We start from the raw sequence: 24,558 nt of genomic DNA on the forward strand, positions 1-24,558 counted from the left end.
AGAACGCCTCCTACATCACTTAATTAGGTACATCAAATTCTGAATGTTAAATATTACAGAGAGGAAAAATGAACTGCATGCGTACCCGATTGCAATAGAAACGAGCACGATTAGCAACTTCCCCGGCATTGCCCTCAATGGGATATAACGCTCGATGTGGATTTCTTGAACGGTCCAAAACGCCATTGCGATAAACAAAAAATATGTAATCAACGTGATCAGCGCTTGAATGCCAATTGTATTCATTTGAGTCTCCCCCAATTCACAGACAACTATATCATAAAGACGCGAACTTGTCTTAACATTTCGGTTTCTTTTTACAAATTGTAAGCATAAATTGCTATAGTATCCTCTTAAGGCATAAATAGAGGTGAATAATATGCAATTTTCGTGGGAGAAAACGGAAACATAAATACATCATTCACAAATAACGATAAGGGAATTTTACCGCGATTACATCAATAGTTCAAGAATAAAAACTAGACATCAAAAAAGCTGCAACCTCAGTGGGTTGCAGCTTTTAAAATATCTTAATGGTTCCCGGAAACCGCAATCAGACAATGTCGTGATTGATTACTTTCCGGCAACGTTGATACGGTTAACTGCTCGGCGAAGAGCAATTTGAGCACGATCAAGAGCAGCTTTATCCTGTCGTTGACGGGCATCGGCAATTCTCTGTTGCGCGTTCTTTCTTGCTTTTTCAGCACGGGCAATATCAATATCATTTTGAGTTTCGGCACTATCAGCAACAATCGTTGCAACGTTGTTGGAGAATTCAATAAAGCCACCGTTGACAGCAATATCGTCTTCTTTTTCGTCGTATTTGACTCGCGTCTCATCAACGTCAAGCGTTGCAATAATTGGAACGTGATTAGCCATAATTCCTAGTTGTCCCGACTGTGTTGAAACAACTATCATACTAGCAGTATGCTCGTAAACTTTTCCATCGGGAGTAACGATACTAACGGTAATAACTGAATTATCAGCCAATTAGAATCCCTCCTTAGTTTGCAGCACTCTGCTTTTCGTCTTGTGCTTCCTGCTTCATTGCCTTGGCTTTTTCGACAACATCCTCGATTGGCCCACAGTTACGAAATGCATCTTCTGGAATGTCATCATACTTACCTTCAAGGATTTCCTTAAAGCCCTTAACAGTATCCTGAACTGAAACGTATTTACCAGGTAATCCGGTAAACTGTTCAGCAACTGAGAAGCTTTGAGACAAGAAGAATTGAATTCGACGAGCACGGTTAACAATCGTCTTTTCCTCGTCTGACAATTCATCCATACCAAGAATTGAGATGATATCTTGAAGTTCACGATATCGTTGAAGCACATGTTGGACTTCAGTAGCAACTTCATAATGTTCTTGACCAACAATTGCGGGATCCAAAGCTGATGATGTTGAAGCCAATGGGTCAACGGCTGGATAGATACCTTGTTGAGTCAAAGAACGTTCCAAGTTGGTTGTGGCATCCAAATGGGCAAATGTTGTAGCTGGTGCAGGGTCGGTATAATCATCGGCAGGCACATAAACGGCCTGGATAGATGTAATCGCACCTTTTTTAGTTGAAGTAATCCGTTCCTGCAACTGACCCATTTCAGTAGCCAATGTTGGCTGATAACCAACGGCTGATGGAATACGTCCAAGCAAAGCAGAAACTTCAGAACCAGCTTGAGTGAATCGGAAGATATTATCAATGAACAACAGAACGTCTTGGCCTTCACGATCACGGAAGTATTCCGCAATTGTCAAACCAGTCAGGGCAACACGCATACGTGCACCAGGAGGCTCGTTCATCTGACCATAAACCATGGCAGTCTTTTCAAGAACTCCTGAACCCTTCATTTCGAAGTACATATCATTACCTTCACGAGTTCGTTCACCAACACCGGTAAACACAGAAATACCATTGTGTCCTTGAGCGATGTTATGAATCAACTCCTGAATCAAAACGGTTTTACCAACTCCGGCACCACCGAACAATCCAACTTTACCACCACGAGTGTATGGTTCCAATAAATCAATAACCTTAATTCCTGTTTCAAGAATTTCAGTTGATGGATTCAATTGGTCATACTTTGGAGCCTCGCGGTGAATTGGCCAACGCTCTGCGTCAGGGCCAAATTCTGGGCCGCCGTCGATTGGTTCTCCAAGAACGTTAAATACTCGTCCAAGAGTATCTTTACCAACAGGAACACTGATAGATGATTCAGTATTATCTACTGTCATCCCACGACGAAGTCCGTCAGTTCCATCCATCGCAATAGTACGCACGACACCGTCACCTAAATCAAGGGCAACTTCAACGACAAGAATCTTGTCATCTGAGACGTGAATATTTAAAGCAGTGTTAATTTCTGGTAATTTATCGTCCAAGGAGAATTCAACATCAACAACTGGTCCAATAACTTGTATAACTTTACCAGTAGAACTCATGTTAGTTAATTCCTCCATTCAAATCTTTTCTAATGACTAAGAGCTTCTTGACCACCAGTGATTTCAGTAATTTCGGTCGTAATTGCTGCTTGTCGAGCCCGGTTATACTTCAGCTCCAACGATGAAATCAGGTCGTCCGCATTATCAGATGCCGACTTCATTGCTGTAGAGCTTGAAGCATGTTCTGAAGTTTTGGCATCAAGGATTGCCCCATATACCAAGCTTTCAGAATATTGAGGCAAAATGACATTCAAGACTTCTTTTTCAGAAGGTTCAACATCATATTCAGCACTCATTGGCTTAACCACAATGTCCTGACTGGCAGCCGATGCAATTGCTTCGTCATCGATTGGAAGCATCTTTTCTGCTCGGAATCGTGAAATAAGACGGTTAACGAAATGCTCGTAACAAACATATAATTCATCAAATTGATCTTTATCATACATTGATGTGACCATCTTAACAATTTGACGAACCTCATTAAATGTTGGCACATCGCTAACACCACGATATTCATAAGAAACGTTATCGCCGCGCTTCTTATAAAAGTCTGATCCAGTTCCACCAACGGCCAAAATTTGAAAATCGTTCGAACCCGAATGCTTTTCAATAAATTCGTTGGCTTCACGGATAACGTTGCTATTGTAACTACCAACCATCCCACGATCGGATGTGATAATTAAATATGCGCTTCTCTTAGTCTTAGACTGATCTTTATCAGCTGAATGACCTGAGGATTTGTTTAGCCCATCTAAGATGTGAGATTGGGCTAAATGCAATACAACAGATTTGATTTGGCTTGCATATTCCGCATAACTAACCGTATGCTTTTGGATTTGGTTTAGTTTTGCTTGAGAAACCATTTCCATGGCATTGGTAATTTGCCGCGTCTTCTTAGTAGAAGTAATCCGATGTTTAACATCGTTTAGCGAAGCACCCATGTAATCTCACCCTCCTTAAAACTAGTCATTTGAAGCAGCTGATTGATCATCATTTGATTGTTGATCACTTTGCTTGCTTGGTTGGAAAGTTTTGTCAAACTCTTTGATTGCAGCATCCATTTTACTTGTATCAGGCAATTGACCAGTCTTGGCGATTCCATCCAACAAATCTTTGTGGTTTTGATCGAAGAAATCAAAAATTTCTGTTTGATATCTCAAAATATCATCAATTGCAATTTTGTCCAAGAATCCATGGGTTAGGCAATAAAGAATAACAACCTGTTTTTCAACGGAAATTGGAGAATGAAGCGGCTGCTTCAATACTTCAACAGTTCTGGCACCACGATTCAACTTGCTTTGAGTTGCTTCATCAAGGTCGGAACCAAATTGTGCAAATGATTCCAATTCATGATATGAAGCCAAATCAAGACGTAAAGTACCGGAAACTTTCTTCATGGCCTTAACCTGCGCGTCACCACCAACACGAGAAACAGAAGTACCAGCATCAACGGCTGGGCGAACACCAGAATAGAAACTATCGGCATCCAAGAAGATCTGTCCATCAGTAATGGAAATAACGTTGGTAGGAATATAAGCTGAAACATCCCCTGCTTGAGTTTCAACAATTGGCATCGCAGTCATTGAACCGCCACCCAACTTATCACTCAACTTAGCAGCACGTTCCAACAAACGTGAGTGGGTGTAGAAAATATCACCAGGATAAGCTTCACGACCTGGAGGACGACGAAGAATAAGTGAAAGTTCACGATAAGCATCAGCCTGTTTTGATAAATCATCATAGATAATCAAAACGTGTTGACCCTTGTGCATGAAGTATTCACCCATTGTAGCGCCGGCATAAGGTGCAATATAAAGTAATGATGCTGGTTCTGATGGTCCGGCTGAAATAACAGTCGTGTAGTCCATTGCACCATACTTCTCAAGGGTACTTACGGCTGTACGGACAGTTGATTGTTTCTGTCCAATCGCAACGTAAATACACTTCATATTCTGACCCTTTTGGTTCAAGATCGTATCAATGGCGATTGAAGTCTTACCAGTTTTACGGTCTCCAATGATCAACTCACGCTGACCTCTACCAATTGGAATCAAAGAATCGATCGCTTTAATACCAGTTTGTAATGGTTCGAAAACGGATTGACGATCCATAACACCTGGAGCCTTATGTTCAATGGCTTTGTGATCGTCGGCCTTAATAGGTCCTTTACCATCGATTGGTTCACCGAGTGAATTAACAACTCGTCCAATCATATCGTCCCCAACGGGAACTTCCATAATTCGGCCGGTTCTCTTTACGGAATCACCTTCACGAATACCTGTGTCGTCACCTAAAATCATGATACCAACATCATTGGCTTCAAGGTTTTGTACCATTCCATAAATGCCGTGACCGAAGTCGAGCAACTCTCCAGACAACGCATTTTCGAGCCCATGAGCACGAGCAATACCATCACCAACATATGTAACGATACCTGTTTCTTGAACGTCGAGCTCGTTCTTATAGCCTTGTAATTGTTGCTTAATAAGAGCACTGATTTCCTCAGCTTTAATGCTCATAAGTTTCACCTCTTTAAATAGATATCGTTAATTCAACAATAATTCTTTGACTTTATTAATTCGAGTTTGAACACTTCCATCAATAATGACATCTGATGATCGGATAACAACCCCACCAATCAGTGACTTATCAACTTTCGTATCAAAAATGGCTTTAACCGCACCAACTCGTTTTTCAAAAGCTTTTGCCAAGCGATCGAGCTGATCGTCGTTAAGCGGGGTTGCAGAAACAACCTGTGCTCGAACAATCTTCTTATCGTTTTCGTAAATCTTCTGGAACTGATCAATAATGTCCAAAATTTGTGGAAAACGTCGATAACTGGCAACAACCTTGAGAAAATTATTAATAAAATCTGATGCACTTTTGGTGATAGGAGCCAGGACTGACTTTTTTTCGTCATCTGAAACTCGAATATCATCGAGAATATCAATCAACTTCGGATTAGCAGCAAAAATCTTACGTAGTTCAATCAAATCAGCATAACCAGTCTCAAGTTCATCAGAATCACTTAGAACTTCAAACATGGCTTTTGCATATTTTTTTGAAGCGCTAATATCATCTAATGTCATTTCTGCTTACCCAACCCTTCAATATAAGAATCAACAAGTCCTTTTTGATCATCTTCGTTTAATTCTTTTGAAATAATCTTGGATGCAATATCAATAGAAAGGCTTGCCACATCTTTTCGAGAATTAGCCAAAGCTTCCTGTCGCTGTTGTTCAATATCCTTTTCAGCAGAACTCTTAAGATTAGATGCTTCATTTCTGGCATCTTCAACGATTTGATCCCGTTGTCTTTGTCCATTCTGTTTGGCATTGTTAATAATACCGTTCGCGTCATCACGCGTTTTATCTAATTCAGCCTGACGTTTTTGTGCAAGTTCAGCTGCTTTGGTACGTGATTCCTTTGCAGAATCAATATCATTAACAATTTTATCTGAACGGTCTTGCATCATCTTCGTAATTGGCTTCCACGCAACGATCTTGACCAACCACATTAAAACAAGGAATGTGATCATGACAAACAGCATATCACCAACATAAAGCTGAGCTCCAACTACTGAATATGAAAACATCAATCGGCACCTCCTTCTCTGTGTATTTGACTAAACCAGTTATTACTTGTTCATAACCAGTAAAGCAACAACGAAGGCGATGATAGGCATAGCTTCAACCAAACCAACACCGATGAACATGTTACTACGAAGTTGTCCGGATAATTCTGGCTGACGTGCCATACCTTCCAACATCTTTGAAATTAAAATACCATCACCAACAGCTCCACCGATAGCGGCACCGGCCATTGCAATACCTGCAGCAATTGCTCCCATAATTAAAAATCCTCCTTAATAGTCTCCAAAATATTTTTGCTAATCTTCAAGTTCGAGCTTTCGTGAAATATATACTGATGATAAAACCACAAAAACATAGGCTTGAATACATCCAATAAAGACTGAGAAGCCTGTCCAGGCCAGCTCAAGGATGAATGAAACAATCCACATTACCGCTCCACCATGCGACATACCAAGAATTATTCCAAGAAGCATTTCACCCGATAGGATATTACCAAACAGTCGCAAACCTAACGTTAAGAAATTAGTAAACTCCTCGAACAAATTGATTGGCAGGAAAAATACGAATGGTTTCAGGTAATTCTGAAAGTGTCCCTTGTAACCTAATTTACGAATTCCCAAAAATTGGGCAAGCGTCAAAGTCATAAGAGCCAAAGTCATCGTAATCACCGGATCAGAAGTTGGACTTTTGACATATGTTACACCGGAAATATCGATATGCAAGAAGAGTCCTTGCAAGTTCGCGATAATGATGAACATAAACAGCGTAAAGCCCCATAAGCCTAAGGTTCTACTTGTTTCTCCGGAAATTGAGCTTCGAACAATACCATTAGTAAAGTCTACCGCATATTCTAAAACATTCTGTGCTTTGCCCGGCTTTAAAGTTAAATGCCTCGACAACGCATAAACAAGGACTAAAACGACAACGCAGGCTAGTGATATTGAAATCATATTACCAACATTAAATGTCAGTCCTAAGAATTCAAAAGTAGAAGCAGCAGAATCTCCCACAAAATCTCACCTCTTTCCTCGACATAATCACGCATGCAAATCAATCTGGTTTTGGTCCAGAAGACATTAATACCAAAGTGAAACATTGCGATGGTAATGAACACAGAACTGCGTTCAAATACAATTGAAATCATACCACCATTCATTACAAAATTCAAAACAATATTGACATGGCAACTCCCCTTTAGCAGTAGCGTTGAAGGCCATGTTGGACACCTGTATGATATGTCCAAAGTGAACAACCTGTTAATCTATAACGAAATACGCATCAAAATGAAAACATTTTCCAAATTATATGGGATAACCGCATTTTGTGGGTTCCACAAAATTCAGACCAATTGTCGGAAACGTTCCAAAAAATAGGGCTGAGACAAAACATAAGTTTTGTCTCAGCCCCATCTCATTACTTCGTACCAAACAAACGGTCACCAGCGTCACCGAGTCCAGGTACAATATAACCTTTGTCATTTAATTTTTCATCAAGTGCAGCTGCATAGATATCAACATCTGGATGAGCCTTTTCAAGTGCTTTTACACCTTCAGGTGCGGCAACTAAACAAACAAACTTAATGTTTGATGCGCCACGCTTCTTCAAGGCATCGATTGCCATGATTGAAGAACCACCAGTTGCAAGCATTGGATCAACAACAAAAATCTGGCGCTGATCAATATCTGATGGGAGCTTAACAAAATACTCGTGAGGCTCTAACGTCTTTTCGTCACGATACATGCCAATGTGACCAACCTTGGCTGCTGGAATTAAATCGAGAATTCCGTCAACCATTCCGATTCCGGCACGCAAGATGGGAACAATGGCAACTTTCTTTCCGGAAATTTGCTTAGCGTGGGCAATACCTTCAGGTGTCTCAATATCAACATCTTCCAGCGGCATATCACGAGAAACTTCGAATGCCATTAAAGTGGCGATTTCGTCAACAATTTCTCGAAATTCCTTTGTCCCACAATTCTTATCTCTGATCAATGACAACTTGTGTTGAATCAACGGATGATCCATTACTTGAAACTTACCCATTATATTCCAACTCCTTTTTATATTCCGAAATAATTGTATCACATATAGGGCTGGGAAATTCACACAAAAAGGGCTTGAAGCCACAATTAGTTTCAAGCCTTCAATTATATAATGATTTAATTTAATCTTTTATTGGATGGTCGGCAGTTAATTGTTCAACCTTGGCAGCAACATCCTTCAAGTTGCTTTCATCAGTCGGATTGTCAATCACTTGTAAAATCAAATTGGCAACTGCTCTAGCATCGTCTTCTTTGAATCCACGAGTTGTAATAGCAGGTGTTCCAAGACGCAAGCCACTTGTCTTTGAAGGTGGCAGTGGGTCATTAGGAATTGACTCTTTATTGGTGGTAATGTGAACGGAGTCCAAAATGTTCTGTAAATCTTTTCCATTTAAGGAAGTCTTAGTGAGGTTGATAGTCATCAAATGATTATCAGTTCCACCAGTCAGAACAGAAACGGTCTTGGAATTCTGGAATACTTCGGCCATTGCTTTGGCATTCTTGATAATTTGCTCACCATATTCTTTAAATGCAGGCTGCAAATCTTCATAAAAGGCAGCTGCCTTTCCGGCAATGACGTGTTCAAGCGGGCCGCCTTGGCTTCCAGGGAAAACAGCTGAATTGATCTTCTTGGCATACTTTTCTTTGGCCAAAATCAAACCGCCACGGGGGCCTCGCAAAGTCTTATGGGTAGTAGTTGTGACAACATCCGCCACTGGAACTGGACTTGGATGTAACCCAACGGCCACCAATCCGGCAATGTGAGCCATGTCGACCATTAAATATGCACCAACAGAGTCGGCAATATCACGGAATTTCTGCCAGTCAATAATTCGGCTATATGCAGATGCGCCGGCAATGATCAGCTTTGGTTGAACGATTTGAGCAATTCTTGCAACCTCATCGTAATCAATCAGCTGGGTCTTCGGATCAAGACCATATGAAAATGAATCATACAACTTACCTGAAAAACTTACCTTCGCACCATGGCTTAAATGGCCACCGGCATCCAGTCCCATTCCCAAAATTCGATCGCCCGGCTTAAGAAATGCTGCATAAACCTCTTGATTTGCTTGGGAACCTGAGTGAGGCTGCACATTGGCATATTCGGCACCAAATAATTCTTTAGCGCGATCAATCGCCAATTGTTCAACGACATCAATATACTCACAGCCGCCATAGTATCTTCGGCCAGGATATCCTTCAGCGTACTTATTGGTAAGTACGGATCCCTGGGCAGCCCGAACAGCATTTGAGACGATATTCTCAGATGCAATCAGTTCGATATTATGTTCCTGACGGTTCTCTTCGTTGGCAATGGCATCCCAAAGTTCTGGATCCTGTTGTTTATAATCGTAGTTCAACTGCTCCACCTCACTAATTTATTTGGTACAAATAAATTATAACTGGTTAAAATGCATTTGCCCAGCAGATTTGTTCAATCTATTCATGTAAGCCTCTCCAATTCCTTCTGGGCTTATCCCCTGGGTAAAAATAATTTTATATGCAGGGTGATTGTCAAAATCACGAAGTTCTGCGAAAAGGTCGTGGGCAGCAGAAGCGGCGTTTTTACCAAGTGAAATCACGTCCACATTGTCGGGCCAACTGATTGACTTAACAACATCGTCAAACGCCATCACACCAGTCGGCTGAGGATTTTTTTGAATCCAAGCGACAACATCATGCCAATCATCATCAGGGTCAACGATATAAACCTGGGCATTCGGCGCGTAATGTTTATACTTCATCCCCGGAGCCTTCGGTGTTTGCTTTGCGCCAACATGGTGAAGCTCATCAATGACAGGGCGGTGAATGACCGCCTCAACGTCCTCTTTGGTTACAGCACCAGGACGCAGAATTGATGGAGTTGTCACAGACATATCCAAGATAGTTGATTCAACCCCGACAGACGTTGGACCGTCATCGACAATCGCAGCAATCTTGCCATTCAAGTCATGATAGACGTGTTGAGCTGTGGTGGGGCTTGGCTTTCCCGATGTATTGGCCGAGGGGCCGACAATCGGAACACCGGCTTTGGAAATCAAATCAAGTGTCATCTGATTGTTTGGAAATCTGAAAGCAGCTGTATTCAGTCCACCGGTCACCGTTTTTGACAAGGCATTTGGTTTCAATTTAAAAATCATCGTTAATGAACCCGGCCAAAACTTTTTCATAAGAGCCTTCGCTTCATCTGAAAACGGCTCAGTATATTTTTCGACCATGGCAATGTTAGATACGGTCACGATCAATGGGTTGTCACTGGGACGGCCCTTGGCTGCATAAACCTTCTTAACTGCTGCTTCGTTAGTAGCATCGGCGCCCAATCCATAAACTGTTTCAGTTGGGAAAGCGACTAACTCACCCTGTCGGATAAACTCGGCGGCCTTGTCCAACTGACTGCCTTTTAAAATTAAAGTTTCCATATTATATAGCCTTCATTTCTTTACTTGAATCATTCGTTGATGTCCAGCCACATCGTGTTTGGGAATCACTTGAGCAGTGGGGATTGCCCATTTAAAAATCGAACTGACAGGGGATTCCTGCCTGAAACCAATCTCCATATATAGCTTGCCGGAAGTGTTAAGGTGGTCTTTCAAGTCTTCCGCAATTTTCCTGTATACGGCAAGTCCTTCATCTTCAGCGTATAGTGCCAAATCAGGCTCGTTGTTGATCACACTTCGGTCCATATACGCTTGCTCATCCTTTGCAATATAGGGTGGATTTGACACGATGATGTCAAATCCACCAGTGATTGAATCGAAGACGTCACTGAGGACAAAGTTAATTGCGGTTTTATTGGCAAGTGCATTGTCTTTCGCAACCTCAATTGCCTTTTCGGAAATGTCACTTGCAGTCACATTCCACTGAGATCGAAATTTTTTTAGGGCAATTGCAATTGCACCGCTGCCTGTCCCAATATCCAGGACCTTCAAACCATTCTTGGAGTTTTCGGATAAAACCCAATCAACCAATTCCTCAGTTTCAACCCTGGGAATGAGTACATCGGGCGTGACCGTTAACGTTAAACCATAAAAATCGGCTTTGCCAACAATATATTGAGGAGGAACTCCCGCCATCAGCTTCCCAACTGCAGATTGAAACTGCTGCCATTGGTCGTCAGGCATCCTGGATTGATACTTAATCAACAGTTCCGTGGCTGATAAATTAAATAATTTTTCGAGTAGAAAGTCAACATCGTACATGTCTATGTCAGATGCATCCTTAACACGAAAAGAAGCCCACTTCCGGGCTTCAAAGTAGGTCATTTTTGTTTGGTTATTCATTGGTTAAATTCTCAAGTTTCTTCGCCTGATCTGAAACGATCAGCGCGTCGATGATTTCATCAAGTTCACCATTCATAATTCGATCCAACTTGTTCAAAGTTAAGCCGATTCGATGGTCAGTTACTCGGTTTTGGGGATAATTGTAAGTCCGAATCCGTTCTGATCGATCACCAGTTCCAATCGCTGACTTACGTTCAGCGTTGTATTGGTCTTGTTCCTGCTGAGCATAGTAATCATACACTCGAGCCTTTAAAATCTTCATAGCTTTTTGACGGTTTTGCTGCTGTGAACGCTCATCCTGCATCGCAACCACAATTCCGGTTGGTAAATGAGTCATTCGAACAGCGGATGACGTCTTGTTGATATGCTGACCACCGGCACCGGATGATCGATAAACATCAACCCGGATGTCCTTTGGATCAATATCAATATCAACATCTTCTTCTTCAGGCATCACACCAACTGTCGCAGTCGATGTATGAACCCGTCCGGCGGATTCAGTAACTGGTACCCGTTGAACACGGTGGGCACCATTTTCATACTTCAGCTTTGAATAAACCTTATTACCGGTAATCATCAAAACGATTTCCTTAAAGCCGCCGACTTCAGTTTCATTCTTATCGATGATTTCAACTTTCCAGCCCTGACGTTCAGCATACTTTGAATACATACTAAATAAATCAGCAGCAAACAAACTTCCTTCATCCCCACCGGCAGCACCATGAATTTCCATGATGATGTTTTTTTCATCATTCGGGTCTTTGGGAAGCAGCATGACCTTCATTTGATCTTCCAATTTTGCTTTTTGATCAGTCAAACTGGAAATTTCATCTTTAACCATTGTTTCCAAATCAGAATCATCAATCTTTTCACGGAGCATTTCTTTATCGTCATCCAGTTGCTTGCTGACTTTTTGATACTTTTTAAATGCAGCAACCGTGTCTCTCAGATCAGCTTCTTCTTTAGATAGCTTCATAAATTTCTGAGTGTCGGCAATCACCTCTGGATCACTGATTAACTCATTTAACTCATCATAACGATCAACGACTGATTGTAATTTGTCGAAAATTTCGTCCATTTAATATTCCTCACTTTGTTACTTGATTGGTGGATTATAGTAATGCTTTCTACAAACGGGATAATAGGATTCATTACCGCCCATTTGAATCTGCTCACCTTCATAAACCGGTTCGCCGTCATGGAAGCGAAGGTTCATGATGGCTTTTTTACCACAGAACCAGCAGATCGTTTTCATTTCTTCTATTTTATCCGCGTACAACAATAAATATTTTGAACCTTCAAACAGGTTGTTCTGAAAATCGTTTTTAAGGCCAAATGCCATCACCGGCACATTTAATTCATCAACGATCTTGGCCAGTTCCATAACATGCTTCTTCTTCAAAAACTGGGCCTCGTCAATTAATATACAACTGGCATGAGGATTCAATTCCTGAACCAAATCGAATACATTGGTATCTTCATGAATGGGTTCTGCTTTTCGTTCCAAACCGATTCGTGATTCGATCATCCCCTGCTTTTCACGGGTATCCAACGCACTGGTCATAATAATAACACTTTTGTGCTGCTCCTCGTAATTATGAGCAACTTTGATAATTTCGATTGTTTTGCCGCTATTCATTGCACCGTAACGATAAAATAGTTGAGCCAAAATATCCACCTTTTTCCTTTAGAGCTTCTCTTCCATTATACAGAAAAAGATTTGAAAATCGATAATAATGAGAAAATTATCACGGACACTCATCATTACAAATTTGATTTGTTAGTGAAGCCTTAAGCTGCGAGCTTATGTATGTTCAAAAAGTTTGGCATATGCTAAACTTAATGGTTGATTAGTATCATTAAGTACTTCATTTAAGGGAGTAAATCTTATGTCATTAAAAAGTTCAATTGCTACTGCAGCCGGTAAGTCCTCCTACTGGTTTCTGCACACATTCTTTAAGGGCGGCAGCTCGCTTCCCGGAAAAATTACCAAACGACTTGATCCCGATATCTTGGCCACCCTCGGACGGGACTATGATGTCATCGTCATTACCGGGACCAACGGCAAAACATTAACCACTGCGCTGACTGTTCAAGTGCTAAAAGAAAAGTACGATAATATTTTAACCAACCCAACCGGGTCAAACATGGAACAGGGAATCATTACCACTTTCCTGCATGCTCCAAAATCCAAAGGAAAGCGGCCGTTGGCAGTTCTTGAAGTGGATGAAGCAAACGTCATCATGGTCACCAAATATATTAAGCCGAAAGCTTTCGTTTTCACCAACATTTTCCGTGATCAAATGGATCGTTATGGGGAAATCTACACAACTTACAACAAAATTTTAAACGGTGTGGCTTTGGCGCCAAATGCCACAATTATTGCAAATGGTGATGCACCAATTTTCCATTCGAAACAATTGCCAAATCCAATTGTCTATTACGGCTTCGACAATCAACCGGATGGAGACATTAAAGCAACCCCCAATACTGATGGTGTGCTTTGTCCGCAGTGTCAACACGTCCTTCACTATCACTTCATCAGCTATTCTAATCTGGGCAAGTATTTCTGCCCAAACTGTGGATATGAACGTCCAGAACTCAACTTTGCCTTGAATAAAATTACCGATCTCACACCCAAGTCATCGAAATTTGAAATTGACGGTGAACCCATCAAAATTGAGATTGGCGGTGTTTATAATATTTACAACGCCTTGGCAGCGTATTCGGTTGGTCGTTTCATGGGTGTCTCACCCGCCCAGACCAGAAAGGCCTTTGAACAGGGTAAAAGTATTTTTGGCCGCCAGGAAGAAATCAACGTCGATGGAAAACTGGTCACACTGATTTTGGTGAAGAATCCCGTTGGATTGAATCAGGTGATTGACATGATTTCAACCGATAAGGATCCATTTACATTCATCGGCCTGTTAAATGCCAACTATGCTGATGGAATTGATACCAGCTGGATCTGGGATGGTGATTTTGAACGGCTGCCAAAGATGAACATCAAACAATTTATCACCGGTGGCGAGCGATACAAGGACATCACTTATCGTCTACAGGTTGCTGGAGTCGATCCAAGCAAACATTTGGTTGAACCAGACTTGGATAAAGTTGTTGAAATGATTCCAAAGGCGCCAACAAAAAAGGTTTATATCCTCTCAACCTACACAGCTATGCTACACGTAAGAAAAGTTTTTGCAGCGAAAGGCTTTATCAAAGGAGGCATGGGATAATGGCTTATTCTTTAAACGTCTGTCATCTTTATGGTGATCTGATGAACACTTATGGTGATTTGGGAAATATTTTAGTTTTAAAATACTTGGCAGCCAAAATGGGCGTCGAATTAACCTCTGAAGTTGTCAGTCTGGATCAAAAATTTGACCCGGATAAATACGACATTATCGTATTTGGCGGCGGCCAGGACTTCGAACAATCTATCATTTCTAAAGACATTCAATCTAAAAAGCAAGCCTTGACTAATTTTATTGAAGATGACGGTTCCGTGGTTGCCATTTGCGGCGGCTATCAACTGCTGGGTCACTACTACATTGGTGCCAACGGCGAAAAGTTGATGGGAATTGGTGCTTTGGACCATTACACCGACAAACAAAAAGACCATCGTTTCATCGGCAATGTTGTTATCGAAAATGAAGAAACCGGTGAAAAGTACCATGGTTTCGAAAATCATCAAGGAATTACCTTCCTCGGTAAGGGTGAACGCCCTCTTGGAAAAGTCCTTGAAGGGCATGGGAATAACGGCCAGGATAAAACTGAAGGTGCGATTTATAAAAATGTTTATTGCACCTACTTCCATGGCCCAATTCTCGCCAGAAATAATGATATTGCAAAACACGTTTTGATGAATGCTTTGAAGAGAAAGTATCCAAATGCAGACCTCGAAAAGCAAGCTGAGCTCAAGGTTGGCGCAACATTTTAGATCATTAAAGGAGCCATAACAATTGTTATGACTCCTTTTTGATATTTGCAATTAATTATTTGTACGAACATTTTCCTGAACAAATGTCCTGATCAGTTCGCTTCGATATGGGAAGAACAATTTGTTGCTGGCATCGGGATGAACACGATTGGACAAGAATACCAGCGCTTTATGAGTTTGACGGTCGACGACGATCAAAGTGCCGGTATAGCCGGTGTGGAGAATATACGGATGCCCATCAAAATGACGAAGAATCCATCCAAAAGATCGATTCTTCATGTGACCGGGTGTCTGATCGATAAAAAATTGATTCATCCAGTCAGCCGGGAGAAAATCGGGGTATTGAATATCCCCCAACATCCACTTGGAAAAGTGAATCAGGTCATCCAAAGATGCAAATAGTCCGGCAGATCCACAATCTGCTCCTAAAATCTGTGCTTTGGGGTCATGAACGGTTCCATGAATCAGGCCTTTCCCCGGTATCAACTCTGTTGGAACCACGTTGTTAATCTGCTGTGGCGAAAACGTTGCATGATTAAGTCCCAGCGGCTGAAGAACGAGTTCACTGATGAGCTGTTGCACGGGCTCGCCCATGACTTTAGCAGCAACCCAACCCAAAAATATAAAATTGTAGTCTTGGTAGTGAACAACCTTGCCAATATCCGGACCGCTTTTTAAATTCAGTAATGCCGGTATCAGTTCTGATTTGGACAACTGGTTTCGGTTGGGGATATAGCCGACGATATCTGACGTGTGAGTCAACAAGTGGCGAATGGTCACTTCTGGTGACTGCCACTGAGGAAAATACTTACTAAACGAATCGTCTAATGAAATCTTGCCTAATACAAGGAGTTTTAAAACCAAATTGGTTGTTCCGATAACTTTCGTTAGAGAAGCCAAATCATAAAGTTCACCCTCATGAAGCGGCAGCTGGTCAGGAAGAAGTTCCTGCTTACCAAAAACATCGGTTTGAACGCCGTCACTATCTACTATTCCGTAGCTTACGCCAGGGACAATTCCCATATGGACAAATTGATGAATCTTCGCGATCGTATTGGGATATTTCATCAACAGGTTCCTTTCGTTATACAAATTGATTGAATTCATTGTACCGCTTTTGTTTTCTTCTTGAAAGTTCCGACGAGCCGTCAACCCAGCAAATATTTTGGCCGGACAGGACCCATATTTGTTACAATAAGATACGTAGTACTTCAATGACAGGAGGAAAAGCAAGTGGCAAGTAACTCAGACACAATTTATCATGTACTTTCATATATTAAAGCCCACCCTGACAAAGTAATGAATAAGCCCGCGGCATATGACAATGTCGTAGAAATGTATTTGGACGATACCGTTAAGCTGGGTAATCCGGAAATTTATTTCCCCAAGCAAAAGCTTGAAGTCAACCGCATGTCAACGGATTTTATGTCGATGTACAGCGATTTGTTAGACTATTTCCACGACAAAACGAAAGTCAAAGACGCAAATTACCATGAGTTGTGGATTACAACTTCACATTTAGTTGATCGGCAAAAATACTTAGTCGACCTGTCTTTTGAATAACCGGCCGTCATAAAGGAGAACAACGCTTTGGTTAGTACATTATTTGATGTTATTACAAAATTATCGTCTTATGCGATGGTGATTTTTTTCGTGATGTTTGCCTATTTTAAAGTGACCGGCAAACATGGCAAATATCCCTACGGCAAATATGCCTTGGTGTCACTGATACTACTTATCGTTTTTGGGACCCTGTTTTTTAATTCACCAAAAGGAAAACAAGTTATCAAAAAAGGAAATGCAGAGCAGGCAGAACGAACAGAGAAAACTGTTAAACCCACTGCCAAACAGTCAACCAAAAGTACTCAAAGCTCCGTTAAACAAACTCTGGATAAGACACATGCCCTTCTATTCAATCATCAAGTTAAGTTCACCACGAACAAGTCCGTTCTGACAATCGAAGTAACGGATAAACGTGATACCGTCGGATCATTCAAACTAACTACAGTTGAGATTCTTAAAGCTATTAAGAATTCTAAATACGATCAATATCAACAGTTTAATATTATCTTTAATCGCAATGTTGGTAACGGTAAGAAACGAACCATTCTTAAAAGTATGTTCACCAAAAAGACTTTGGAGAAGTTGGACCCGGAAAAGGCTGGACCAGATCAGCTAAAGGCCAATGCGGATAGTTATTATGAAGCAAAATAGAGAACATTAAAGTGGCTGTGAGGAAAATCTCACGGCCACTTTTTTTGCCCTATTTTCTTGTCAGTTGATAACTTTCATCAATCAAATCCCGAATCTTATTTGAATCCATCTGTCCCAGCCTAATAGATATCCAGTTGTTTTTGTTCATATGATATGCTGGCAGGAAGCCCGCCATGCCCCGGCGCAGCTCAACTTCTTTGGGATCTAATTTAATATCCATAATCTCTTCAGATCCTTCTCCTGAAAGGCCTAATTGGTTCTTCTTAACGGTCATGACAAGACCATACCATTTCCGGTTGTCTGTATGTCTGAGAACCGCAAAACTTGGATACTTTTTCCATAAATATTCCGGTTGCGTCTGATATTTATCAACCACATACTTCATAACATTGTCACGTTTCATTTTAAAAGAGCCCCCAATGTCATTCTCCTTAAAACAAACTATACATCCATTATGACCTTTCTTTAAGTTAATGAACAATGATCCACATATTTACTGGAAATCAACAAAGTCGCGTGACAAGCAACGAGAGCTTGTCAGACGGCTTTATTTGAGATATTGGGCTTGTCATTAATGCAGCAAAGGCTTGCCCACTCAACAATACTTTGGCTTAACTTTTAGCTAACTCCAAACAAATTTATGGGATTGATTTTACATAGCAAAATCAATTAAAATCTACCACTAAATTTTTCGTACATAATCATTGAGACGATTAATAGTGGCTGAATTTACTTTACCAATGTGCACATGACCAGAATAATCAATGATGTATGAGTTAGAGATTACTACGTACTCATTCATGACTATATTGATTTCAAAGATCTCTTCTTAATAGAACATAGATGCTCCTTGTGAGTGTCTTTTTACAACTATTAATAACTTACAGTCTTTAACTCCAACTGAAAAATTCGAGTTATAATTTAGTTTACCCAAAGTTTTCACCATACGCGAACAAATTCTAAGAAAATATGCAACAAAGGCTAGGTTCATGGGAATATGAGCTCCGGCGAACAGGTTGAACGACCCAATTTAAAAAGGAACGCTGCAATCCTAACTTTTGACAGCAAACTGCTTCCAGAGGAGTATAAAGCATTGCAACAAGCCAACGCCCAAGACTTTATTGACTCGTTCGCAGTTCCGGCTCACTTAGCAAGCATTGTGAAAGAAGAACCTCAGCACTACTTAGATAATTAAAGCAATGAATAACGATTTTGTGTGGCTATGACCAAACGCTGAAGTCATAAAAAGCTGAAACTATATTGAGGAGTAAAAAGATATGGCAAGACAATGTGCAATCTGCGGGATTCAAATAAAGATTGGAGACCCACGGCTACAGATATACAAAGCGTTTCTTTGCCAGCGTGATGGATATACTTTGTGTAGAGCTCTTGGCTACCAAGTACCACCAACATTTATGGAAGTTGGGAAATTAGCTCTCATCACTGCTGAATATGCAAAAGAAACAGTCTCGAATTACAATTCAACACCTCATGAAGAATCACCAATAAATAAGTCAGTGGCTCCGGCCCCTACTTCAACAGCTACACATACACCTGTTAATCCAGCACAAATCACATTTAGAAAACAAATTACGTTTGTCACTGGAAAAAAGGAAATTCAAGCACCAGGACTGTTTAATCTTGGGAAACTATTCCAGTTGCAAAACGGTACTGTTATGTTCACCACCAAACCGCCTTACCAAACATTCCATATCATTTCAATGAAATTTGATGGCCCTAATTACCATGAAGAAACCAAAACACAAACAAAAGGTGAAACAAAGAAAAAGCGCCACGGACTGGCAGGTGCTGTTATTGGTGGCGTCTTAACCGGTGGGGTCGGGACAATTGCTGGTGGAGTTGTCGGCCACGGAATGGGCAAAGACAAAATTTCATCAAACACTAACTCTCGGACACTTAATGTCGAAGATCCCTCCCGGCTTACTTTAGAACTGGAAGAACTTTCTACTGGAAACAAATTTGTCATCGTTTTAGCAGCTTATCAAAAAGACTTCGATAAAATGCGTAACCTGCAAATATTCCCCAAAGAAGGCCATACAAAGCCAAAGCCACAGCGAAATGCTAAGAACCCAGAACCATCAGACAGCAATAATCTTGAAGAACAACTTGCAAAATATAAGTCACTCTTGGATAAACAATTAATTACCCAGGAAGATTACGAAGCAAAGAAGAAACAATTACTCGGGTTATAAAAAAGACACATTTCCTTCTCTGAACTGAACCCCTTGAATTCGAGAAATCTAATTCAAGGGGTTCAGTTCATTTTTGACAATTGAGGTAACTTTTTTATTTCAAAATACTGCTAATCAAACTCACAGCTTGATATTTTGGCTTAACTTTTGGCTAACTTTTGATGATATTTCATGACATTCGGTGACAACGCTAAAAATAAAAAAGCCCGGTCTCATAGGCTTTTGACAGCTTATAAGACCGAGCTAAGAACAACAATTGGGTATACTGGGGTCGAACCAGTAAATTACGGATTCAGAGTCCGTTGCCTTACCATTTGGCGAATACCCAATGAATATCACAACTAAATATATTATAGATTTTTCGTGGTTTTGTCAACTTTATATTTAAGTTTCCTCTGTTGACAAACGAGTCTGATTTAGATAAACTATTATAGTGAGTTTGATAGCATTGCCCGCTGGTCAAACTGGTTTAAGACGTCGCCCTCTCAAGGCGGAGTTACGGGTTCGAGCCCCGTGCGGGTGATAATCGTTGATATGACAATGATAAGCAAGGATGTTGGTCAATTTGGTCGACATCCTTTTTTTATCAGAACTTCTTAGACATTTTCAGTAAATTGTCTAAATAAAAATGCGAAAACAAAATCAGCCTCCCCATCTGATCAAGGTGGTATTATTAATTCAGAAAATCTAGGAGGTTTCATCATGGAATTGACAGCTACAGATTATGAAATTTTAAAAGCAATTTATACCGGTCGGGTATCATCAGGGACACCGGTTACTCATTTCGTTGATTATTGTGACAACGTTATTGGTGGCAATCCAAAGCCATTGGTTGACGCGGGCTACATTGAAACTGAGCGAAACGAAATTAACGGTCTTACTGAAAAAGGGACTAAAGCTTACGAAGACCATGCCGCCCAAGAGTCGAACAAATAAAGTAAAAAGCCATCATCTTTAAATCGAATTTGAGAATTTCTCAAATCTGAAATAAGGTGATGGCTTTTATTTAACTGTTATCCTGCTCTTTTTCAGCAGCTGTCGCATCAGGAATAATCACCGTAAAGGTAGTCCCCTTGCCCAACTGTGACGAAACTGAAATCTTACCGCCATGCGACTTAACCAACTGATGGACAATTGCCAGCCCAAGGCCCGACTCGCCATACTTGCCGGCTCGCCGTGAAGCATCTGCTTTGTAATAACGTTCAAAAATATTTTTCTGCTGATCCTGCGACATCCCAATACCAGTATCGGCAACCTTGATAATCGTTTCATTGTACCCACGTTCACCAGTAACCGTGATTGTGCCTTTATTGGTAAATTGAATCGCGTTGGTAATAATGTTAAAGACAATCTGGACAAACCGGTCATAATCAGCATAAATTGACAGGTCCTTTGGTGCGTTCAAAACAAGCTTGTCCTGCGATTCTTCCGCTTTACTGGTTAGTTGGTCGGTCACGTTCACAAGGACCTTTGCAGCGTTAAAATGACGCTTATCCAGCTGAATAGAGTTGGAACGAATCTTTTCATAATCCAAATTTTCGTTAACCAGCCGAATTAATCGTTGCGTCTCACTACTCATTAAGTCAATACTCTTTGCTCGAGACTCTTGGGGAATCACATCATATTTAATTCCCTCCAGGATCCCGGAAATCGTTGTCAAAGGCGTCCGCATTTCGTGAGCAGCATTTGCCAAGAATTCTTGACGACGTTCTTCCTGCCGTTGAATTTCATTGTTGGCTTGTTGAAGTGACTGGGTCATATGATTGAAATCAACAATTAATTCGCCAATCTCATCTTTGCCGCCAGGAGTCAGCCGAATCTGATAATTTCCGTTTGACACCTGGTTGGCCGCACTTCTAAGCTTGCTAATTCGCCGATTGAGTCGTCGGGCAATGAAATAACTGACAAACATCGAGATAATCAAGGCAACAAAAAGCGCCTTCAATAAGTCACGGTTAATCCGGTTAACGTTGGAATTAACGTCGGAAATAAACGCGCCAACCGTTACTGCAGCCACAAGTTTTTTCTTATAATAGTAAGGCTTGAGGACTTCAATCATTGCCGGTCGCGTTTTACCGTTACTCATCTTGAAGTTTTTATTGTTAACTTTTCGAACGATTTGATTTTTGCGTAAATGTTTCCAATCGTTTTTGGTAATCCGTGGAGCAACCCCGTTATTGGGATAAATGACTTGATCCCGTGGGCTAAATACCGTGAAATGGACCGACTGGTTTTCCAACAAGGCCTCAGAGTTCTTCAGCTTTTCTTCGTCAAAAGCTACTTTAGCTTTGCTTTTAGAACTAATTGTCAATGATTGCTGAATCAAACTATCTGAATATTTTTCTAAATTATGCCATGCCTGGTCATAGACGAAAGTTTTTGACATTCGTCCGAAAGAAAATCCAAGTAATAAAATTGTGCAGGCAATTACCAGAAAAAACGCCAATAACTGCTGATAAATCATTTTCATTTCTTATTGTCCACTTCACTATCATCAAATTTGTATCCAACGCCCCAGACGGTTTGAATCACTTGAGGGCCAACTTTTTCAATCTTCTGACGGAGCTTTTTGACATGGGCGTCAACGGTTCGTTCATCACCGTAATATTCATAGTTCCAAACCATTTCCAACAGCTGCTCCCGTGAAAATACCTGGCGTGGCTTTTGAGCCAATGTCTTCAATAGATCAAATTCCTTAGGGGTCAAATCGGAGATCCGTTTATCATCCAAATACGCTTCACGAGTGTTGGTGTTCAACCTAAAATGATCGGTCTCAATATCAAAAGTATTCTTGGCTTTCTCCTCAACTTCTTCATCGCTTTCGCTCTCAGTATGGGCTCGTCGTTGAAGCGCCTTAATTCGGGCTACCAGCGTAATCGGTGAAAACGGCTTAGTTACATAATCGTCGGCACCCATTTCAAATCCCAGGACTTGGTCGCTATCCGAATCGCGGGCGGTCAACATAATAATTGGAACAGTCTGTGATTTGGCGCGAATCTCTTTGGCCACTTCCATGCCATCTTTTTTCGGTAAATTAAGATCCAGTGTAATCATATCCCAGCTGTCGGGATCTTCGTTAAATTTGTCAACGGCCTCAATGCCGTCGTAAGCAAAGGTGACATCCCACCCTTCCTTTTGGAAAAACATCTGCATCATTTCAGATACAGACTTATTATCTTCAATCATCAACAATTTCATTATTAAACCCCGCCTTCAATAGCTTATCGCTTCTAAATTCCCTCGCGTCCAATGTTTTCTTAAATGTTGTTGGGAAATTGATTCTAGTTTCCCGGTCCATGGATCATTGTAATAATACGTTTTTCGATTAAACCCTGTTAATAAAATTAAGCTGGATTTCAAATTATCCATTCCGGCAACCCTTACCAGAATTGGTCGTCGGCGTAGCAGCTGCTTATCTAATTTTCTAAAATTAACGCCGTTCAAATCACGAATCGAATGGGTTTTGGAGATGATTAAATCACTTAACTCCATTAACGTTCCAGCTGACCCATGCCACTTTTCAACCTCGGCTTTTAGCGCAGCGGGTTCGACCATCGCACCTGAACTCTCAAGCAACATCAAAATTGCCGTGCATTGATTGTCAATGTCGGACTGGGTTGCCTGTTTAATTGGTGCAACATCAAGTCTCCTGAAAGTCTTACGGATATTTCGCTTCGGCAGCCATCCTTCGAGATCTCCACAAGTAAAGTGATACCAAACTAATTTATTAAAAAAGCTGATTTCATCAACCAGAAAATCCTGGGCTTTGATGCTGTCTGGAACTTTAATTTTGTTTTTTGGATTAACGTTTTTCTCGTTACCATTCGCCAAGTACCAATGTTCGCCGGGAATTCTTCTTAACCGGACGAAAAATCGGCTGGTCTTTTCATTTGCAATGGTTGTTTTTTCCAATCGACTCACCTCATATATAATCCATTTTAACAATAATTGAAGAAACTTGCTTGGAAACTCGCAATATTGTTATGATAGTAGCGTATATGTTTATAAATTTAATCATGCAAAGGATGGCTTACTTATGTATAAAGGAATCGCATTTTTTGACCTTGACCATACTTTATATAATGAACAGACACGTGTCGACCCTGAAGTGGCCGATGCAATGCACCAATTAAAGGCAAATAACGTTCTCCCAGTGATCTCAACCGGACGAAACCTGTTTGAAATCCCCAACACCATGAAACAAACTGGAATTGACACGGTTGTCTCCGCAAACGGCAGTTATGTTATCTTTGAAGGCAAACCAGTCTACAAAGCCCTGATCGATAAACAAATCGTTGAAGATTTTGTTGAGTTCGCCAAATCCAACCATGAAGCCACGACCGTCATGAACAGTACCGGCGCAAAAATCAATTTCATTAACGATATCGTTCGCGGCAATTACAAGTTCATCAACTCAAGAATGCCTAACTTAGGTGTGGAAGATTTCATCAAGAAGCAGGAAGTTGTGATGATGCTGATCAATACCAAAGGGCCAGACGATCATTATATTAACCACTTCAAAGACAGCCTGACATTTTTCCGAAATACGCCGTTTAGTATGGATATTGTGCACATTGGAAGCTCTAAGAAAAAAGGCATTCAGGAATTAATTGCCAATGCCAAATTAGATGGGATCCCGACTTATGCATTTGGTGACGGTAACAATGATATTCCGATGCTGGATTTTGTCGATCATCCGGTTGTGATGGAAAACGGATTGCCCCACGTCAAAGAATACGCTGAATACATCACCACTAAGAATACCGACCACGGAATTGTAAATGGCTTAAAACATTTCAATCTGCTTTAAGTCGGAATGCTTCTAAGTCTAC

27 protein-coding genes and 2 tRNA genes are annotated in these 24,558 nt (G+C 40.9%); 8 read left to right on the top strand and 21 right to left on the bottom strand.

The window, feature by feature from the left end:
• Positions 1-15: 15 nt before the first annotated feature.
• The 15 genes from FD17_RS03970 to FD17_RS04040 form a co-directional block, all read right to left on the bottom strand.
• Positions 16-246 (bottom strand): DUF1146 family protein, encoded by a 231-nt coding sequence (locus tag FD17_RS03970; RefSeq protein WP_039932425.1) that lies wholly within the window; start codon positions 244-246, stop codon positions 16-18.
• 327 nt (positions 247-573) lie between these two features.
• Positions 574-990: a F0F1 ATP synthase subunit epsilon gene (locus FD17_RS03975; RefSeq protein ID WP_057823857.1), complete on the bottom strand. Its 417-nt coding sequence runs from the start codon at positions 988-990 to the stop codon at positions 574-576.
• 13 nt (positions 991-1,003) lie between these two features.
• Positions 1,004-2,440 carry a F0F1 ATP synthase subunit beta gene (atpD, locus tag FD17_RS03980; RefSeq protein ID WP_191983122.1) on the bottom strand — a complete coding sequence of 479 codons (1,437 nt, stop codon included), beginning with the start codon at positions 2,438-2,440 and terminating at the stop codon, positions 1,004-1,006.
• Between the two features lie 29 nt (positions 2,441-2,469).
• The gene (locus FD17_RS03985; protein WP_057823860.1) at positions 2,470-3,381 is read right to left on the bottom strand and encodes a F0F1 ATP synthase subunit gamma; all 912 of its coding nucleotides are present in this window, start codon (positions 3,379-3,381) and stop codon (positions 2,470-2,472) included.
• Positions 3,382-3,402: 21 nt separating this feature from the next.
• The gene (atpA, locus tag FD17_RS03990) at positions 3,403-4,959 is read right to left on the bottom strand and encodes a F0F1 ATP synthase subunit alpha (RefSeq protein WP_057823864.1); all 1,557 of its coding nucleotides are present in this window, start codon (positions 4,957-4,959) and stop codon (positions 3,403-3,405) included.
• Between the two features lie 27 nt (positions 4,960-4,986).
• Positions 4,987-5,529 (bottom strand): ATP synthase F1 subunit delta, encoded by a 543-nt coding sequence (gene atpH, locus FD17_RS03995; RefSeq protein ID WP_057823866.1) that lies wholly within the window; start codon positions 5,527-5,529, stop codon positions 4,987-4,989.
• On the bottom strand, positions 5,526-6,035 hold the full coding sequence (gene atpF, locus FD17_RS04000; protein WP_057823868.1) for a F0F1 ATP synthase subunit B: 510 nt from the start codon (positions 6,033-6,035) through the stop codon (positions 5,526-5,528). The genes atpH and atpF overlap by 4 nt, the downstream gene beginning before the upstream one ends.
• Before the next feature lie 42 nt (positions 6,036-6,077).
• Entirely contained in the window at positions 6,078-6,290 is a 213-nt protein-coding gene (gene atpE, locus FD17_RS04005) for a F0F1 ATP synthase subunit C (protein WP_013727677.1), read from the bottom strand.
• Positions 6,291-6,329: 39 nt separating this feature from the next.
• Positions 6,330-7,043, bottom strand: coding sequence for a F0F1 ATP synthase subunit A (gene atpB / locus FD17_RS04010; RefSeq protein WP_057823870.1), 714 nt, complete (start codon positions 7,041-7,043; stop codon positions 6,330-6,332).
• Positions 7,044-7,446: 403 nt separating this feature from the next.
• Entirely contained in the window at positions 7,447-8,076 is a 630-nt protein-coding gene (gene upp, locus FD17_RS04015) for a uracil phosphoribosyltransferase (protein ID WP_057823871.1), read from the bottom strand.
• Between the two features lie 121 nt (positions 8,077-8,197).
• Positions 8,198-9,448, bottom strand: a complete 1,251-nt coding sequence (gene glyA / locus FD17_RS04020) for a serine hydroxymethyltransferase (RefSeq protein ID WP_057823873.1) — start codon at positions 9,446-9,448, stop codon at positions 8,198-8,200.
• A 27-nt stretch (positions 9,449-9,475) separates the two neighbouring features.
• Entirely contained in the window at positions 9,476-10,498 is a 1,023-nt protein-coding gene (locus tag FD17_RS04025; protein ID WP_057823876.1) for an L-threonylcarbamoyladenylate synthase, read from the bottom strand.
• Positions 10,499-10,510: 12 nt separating this feature from the next.
• Entirely contained in the window at positions 10,511-11,359 is an 849-nt protein-coding gene (gene prmC / locus FD17_RS04030; protein ID WP_057823878.1) for a peptide chain release factor N(5)-glutamine methyltransferase, read from the bottom strand.
• Positions 11,352-12,437, bottom strand: coding sequence for a peptide chain release factor 1 (gene prfA / locus FD17_RS04035; protein WP_057823879.1), 1,086 nt, complete (start codon positions 12,435-12,437; stop codon positions 11,352-11,354). Before prfA ends, prmC begins: the two co-directional genes overlap by 8 nt.
• A gap of 18 nt (positions 12,438-12,455) precedes the next feature.
• On the bottom strand, positions 12,456-13,028 hold the full coding sequence (locus FD17_RS04040) for a thymidine kinase (RefSeq protein WP_057823881.1): 573 nt from the start codon (positions 13,026-13,028) through the stop codon (positions 12,456-12,458).
• Between the two features lie 220 nt (positions 13,029-13,248).
• On the opposite strand from FD17_RS04040, the gene FD17_RS04045 reads away from it, so the two are divergent.
• Both FD17_RS04045 and FD17_RS04050 read left to right on the top strand, forming a co-directional pair.
• Positions 13,249-14,595, top strand: a complete 1,347-nt coding sequence (locus tag FD17_RS04045) for a Mur ligase family protein (protein ID WP_057823883.1) — start codon at positions 13,249-13,251, stop codon at positions 14,593-14,595.
• Positions 14,595-15,299, top strand: coding sequence for a type 1 glutamine amidotransferase (locus FD17_RS04050; protein ID WP_057823884.1), 705 nt, complete (start codon positions 14,595-14,597; stop codon positions 15,297-15,299). Before FD17_RS04045 ends, FD17_RS04050 begins: the two co-directional genes overlap by 1 nt.
• A 51-nt stretch (positions 15,300-15,350) precedes the next feature.
• Here FD17_RS04050 and FD17_RS04055 read toward each other — a convergent pair whose 3' ends face one another.
• The gene (locus FD17_RS04055) at positions 15,351-16,367 is read right to left on the bottom strand and encodes a serine hydrolase domain-containing protein (RefSeq protein WP_057823887.1); all 1,017 of its coding nucleotides are present in this window, start codon (positions 16,365-16,367) and stop codon (positions 15,351-15,353) included.
• Between the two features lie 165 nt (positions 16,368-16,532).
• On the opposite strand from FD17_RS04055, the gene FD17_RS04060 reads away from it, so the two are divergent.
• Complete coding sequence (locus FD17_RS04060) at positions 16,533-16,862, top strand: hypothetical protein (RefSeq protein ID WP_057823889.1); 330 nt, start codon at positions 16,533-16,535, stop codon at positions 16,860-16,862.
• Positions 16,863-16,889: 27 nt separating this feature from the next.
• Entirely contained in the window at positions 16,890-17,513 is a 624-nt protein-coding gene (locus tag FD17_RS04065; RefSeq protein ID WP_057823891.1) for a hypothetical protein, read from the top strand.
• Between the two features lie 49 nt (positions 17,514-17,562).
• On the opposite strand, the gene FD17_RS04070 is transcribed toward FD17_RS04065, so the two are convergent.
• A complete protein-coding gene (locus tag FD17_RS04070; protein WP_057823893.1) occupies positions 17,563-17,916 on the bottom strand; it encodes an MmcQ/YjbR family DNA-binding protein in 354 nt (117 codons plus the stop codon).
• 874 nt (positions 17,917-18,790) lie between these two features.
• On the opposite strand from FD17_RS04070, the gene FD17_RS04080 reads away from it, so the two are divergent.
• Positions 18,791-19,726 carry an SHOCT domain-containing protein gene (locus tag FD17_RS04080; protein ID WP_057823897.1) on the top strand — a complete coding sequence of 312 codons (936 nt, stop codon included), beginning with the start codon at positions 18,791-18,793 and terminating at the stop codon, positions 19,724-19,726.
• Between the two features lie 256 nt (positions 19,727-19,982).
• Here the strand turns inward: FD17_RS04080 and FD17_RS04085 are convergent.
• Positions 19,983-20,054 (bottom strand) — tRNA-Gln (locus FD17_RS04085).
• A 121-nt stretch (positions 20,055-20,175) separates the two neighbouring features.
• Here FD17_RS04085 and FD17_RS04090 point away from each other — a divergent pair.
• Both FD17_RS04090 and FD17_RS04095 read left to right on the top strand, forming a co-directional pair.
• Positions 20,176-20,249: transfer RNA gene (locus tag FD17_RS04090), tRNA-Glu, on the top strand.
• 179 nt (positions 20,250-20,428) lie between these two features.
• Positions 20,429-20,662, top strand: a complete 234-nt coding sequence (locus FD17_RS04095; protein ID WP_057823899.1) for a hypothetical protein — start codon at positions 20,429-20,431, stop codon at positions 20,660-20,662.
• A gap of 70 nt (positions 20,663-20,732) precedes the next feature.
• On the opposite strand, the gene FD17_RS04100 is transcribed toward FD17_RS04095, so the two are convergent.
• From FD17_RS04100 to FD17_RS04110, 3 genes are read right to left on the bottom strand one after another with little or no spacing between them, the layout of a single operon-like run.
• Positions 20,733-22,196 carry a sensor histidine kinase gene (locus FD17_RS04100; RefSeq protein ID WP_057823900.1) on the bottom strand — a complete coding sequence of 488 codons (1,464 nt, stop codon included), beginning with the start codon at positions 22,194-22,196 and terminating at the stop codon, positions 20,733-20,735.
• Positions 22,193-22,924: a response regulator transcription factor gene (locus FD17_RS04105; RefSeq protein WP_057823902.1), complete on the bottom strand. Its 732-nt coding sequence runs from the start codon at positions 22,922-22,924 to the stop codon at positions 22,193-22,195. Before FD17_RS04105 ends, FD17_RS04100 begins: the two co-directional genes overlap by 4 nt.
• Positions 22,925-22,939: 15 nt before the next feature.
• The gene (locus FD17_RS04110) at positions 22,940-23,638 is read right to left on the bottom strand and encodes a cysteine peptidase family C39 domain-containing protein (protein WP_057823904.1); all 699 of its coding nucleotides are present in this window, start codon (positions 23,636-23,638) and stop codon (positions 22,940-22,942) included.
• A 124-nt stretch (positions 23,639-23,762) separates the two neighbouring features.
• On the opposite strand from FD17_RS04110, the gene FD17_RS04115 reads away from it, so the two are divergent.
• Positions 23,763-24,536: a Cof-type HAD-IIB family hydrolase gene (locus FD17_RS04115; protein WP_057823906.1), complete on the top strand. Its 774-nt coding sequence runs from the start codon at positions 23,763-23,765 to the stop codon at positions 24,534-24,536.
• The last annotated feature ends 22 nt before the right edge of the window (positions 24,537-24,558 follow it).

Origin of the sequence: Lentilactobacillus sunkii DSM 19904, assembly GCF_001435575.1 — a bacterium.
Classification (GTDB): domain Bacteria; phylum Bacillota; class Bacilli; order Lactobacillales; family Lactobacillaceae; genus Lentilactobacillus; species Lentilactobacillus sunkii.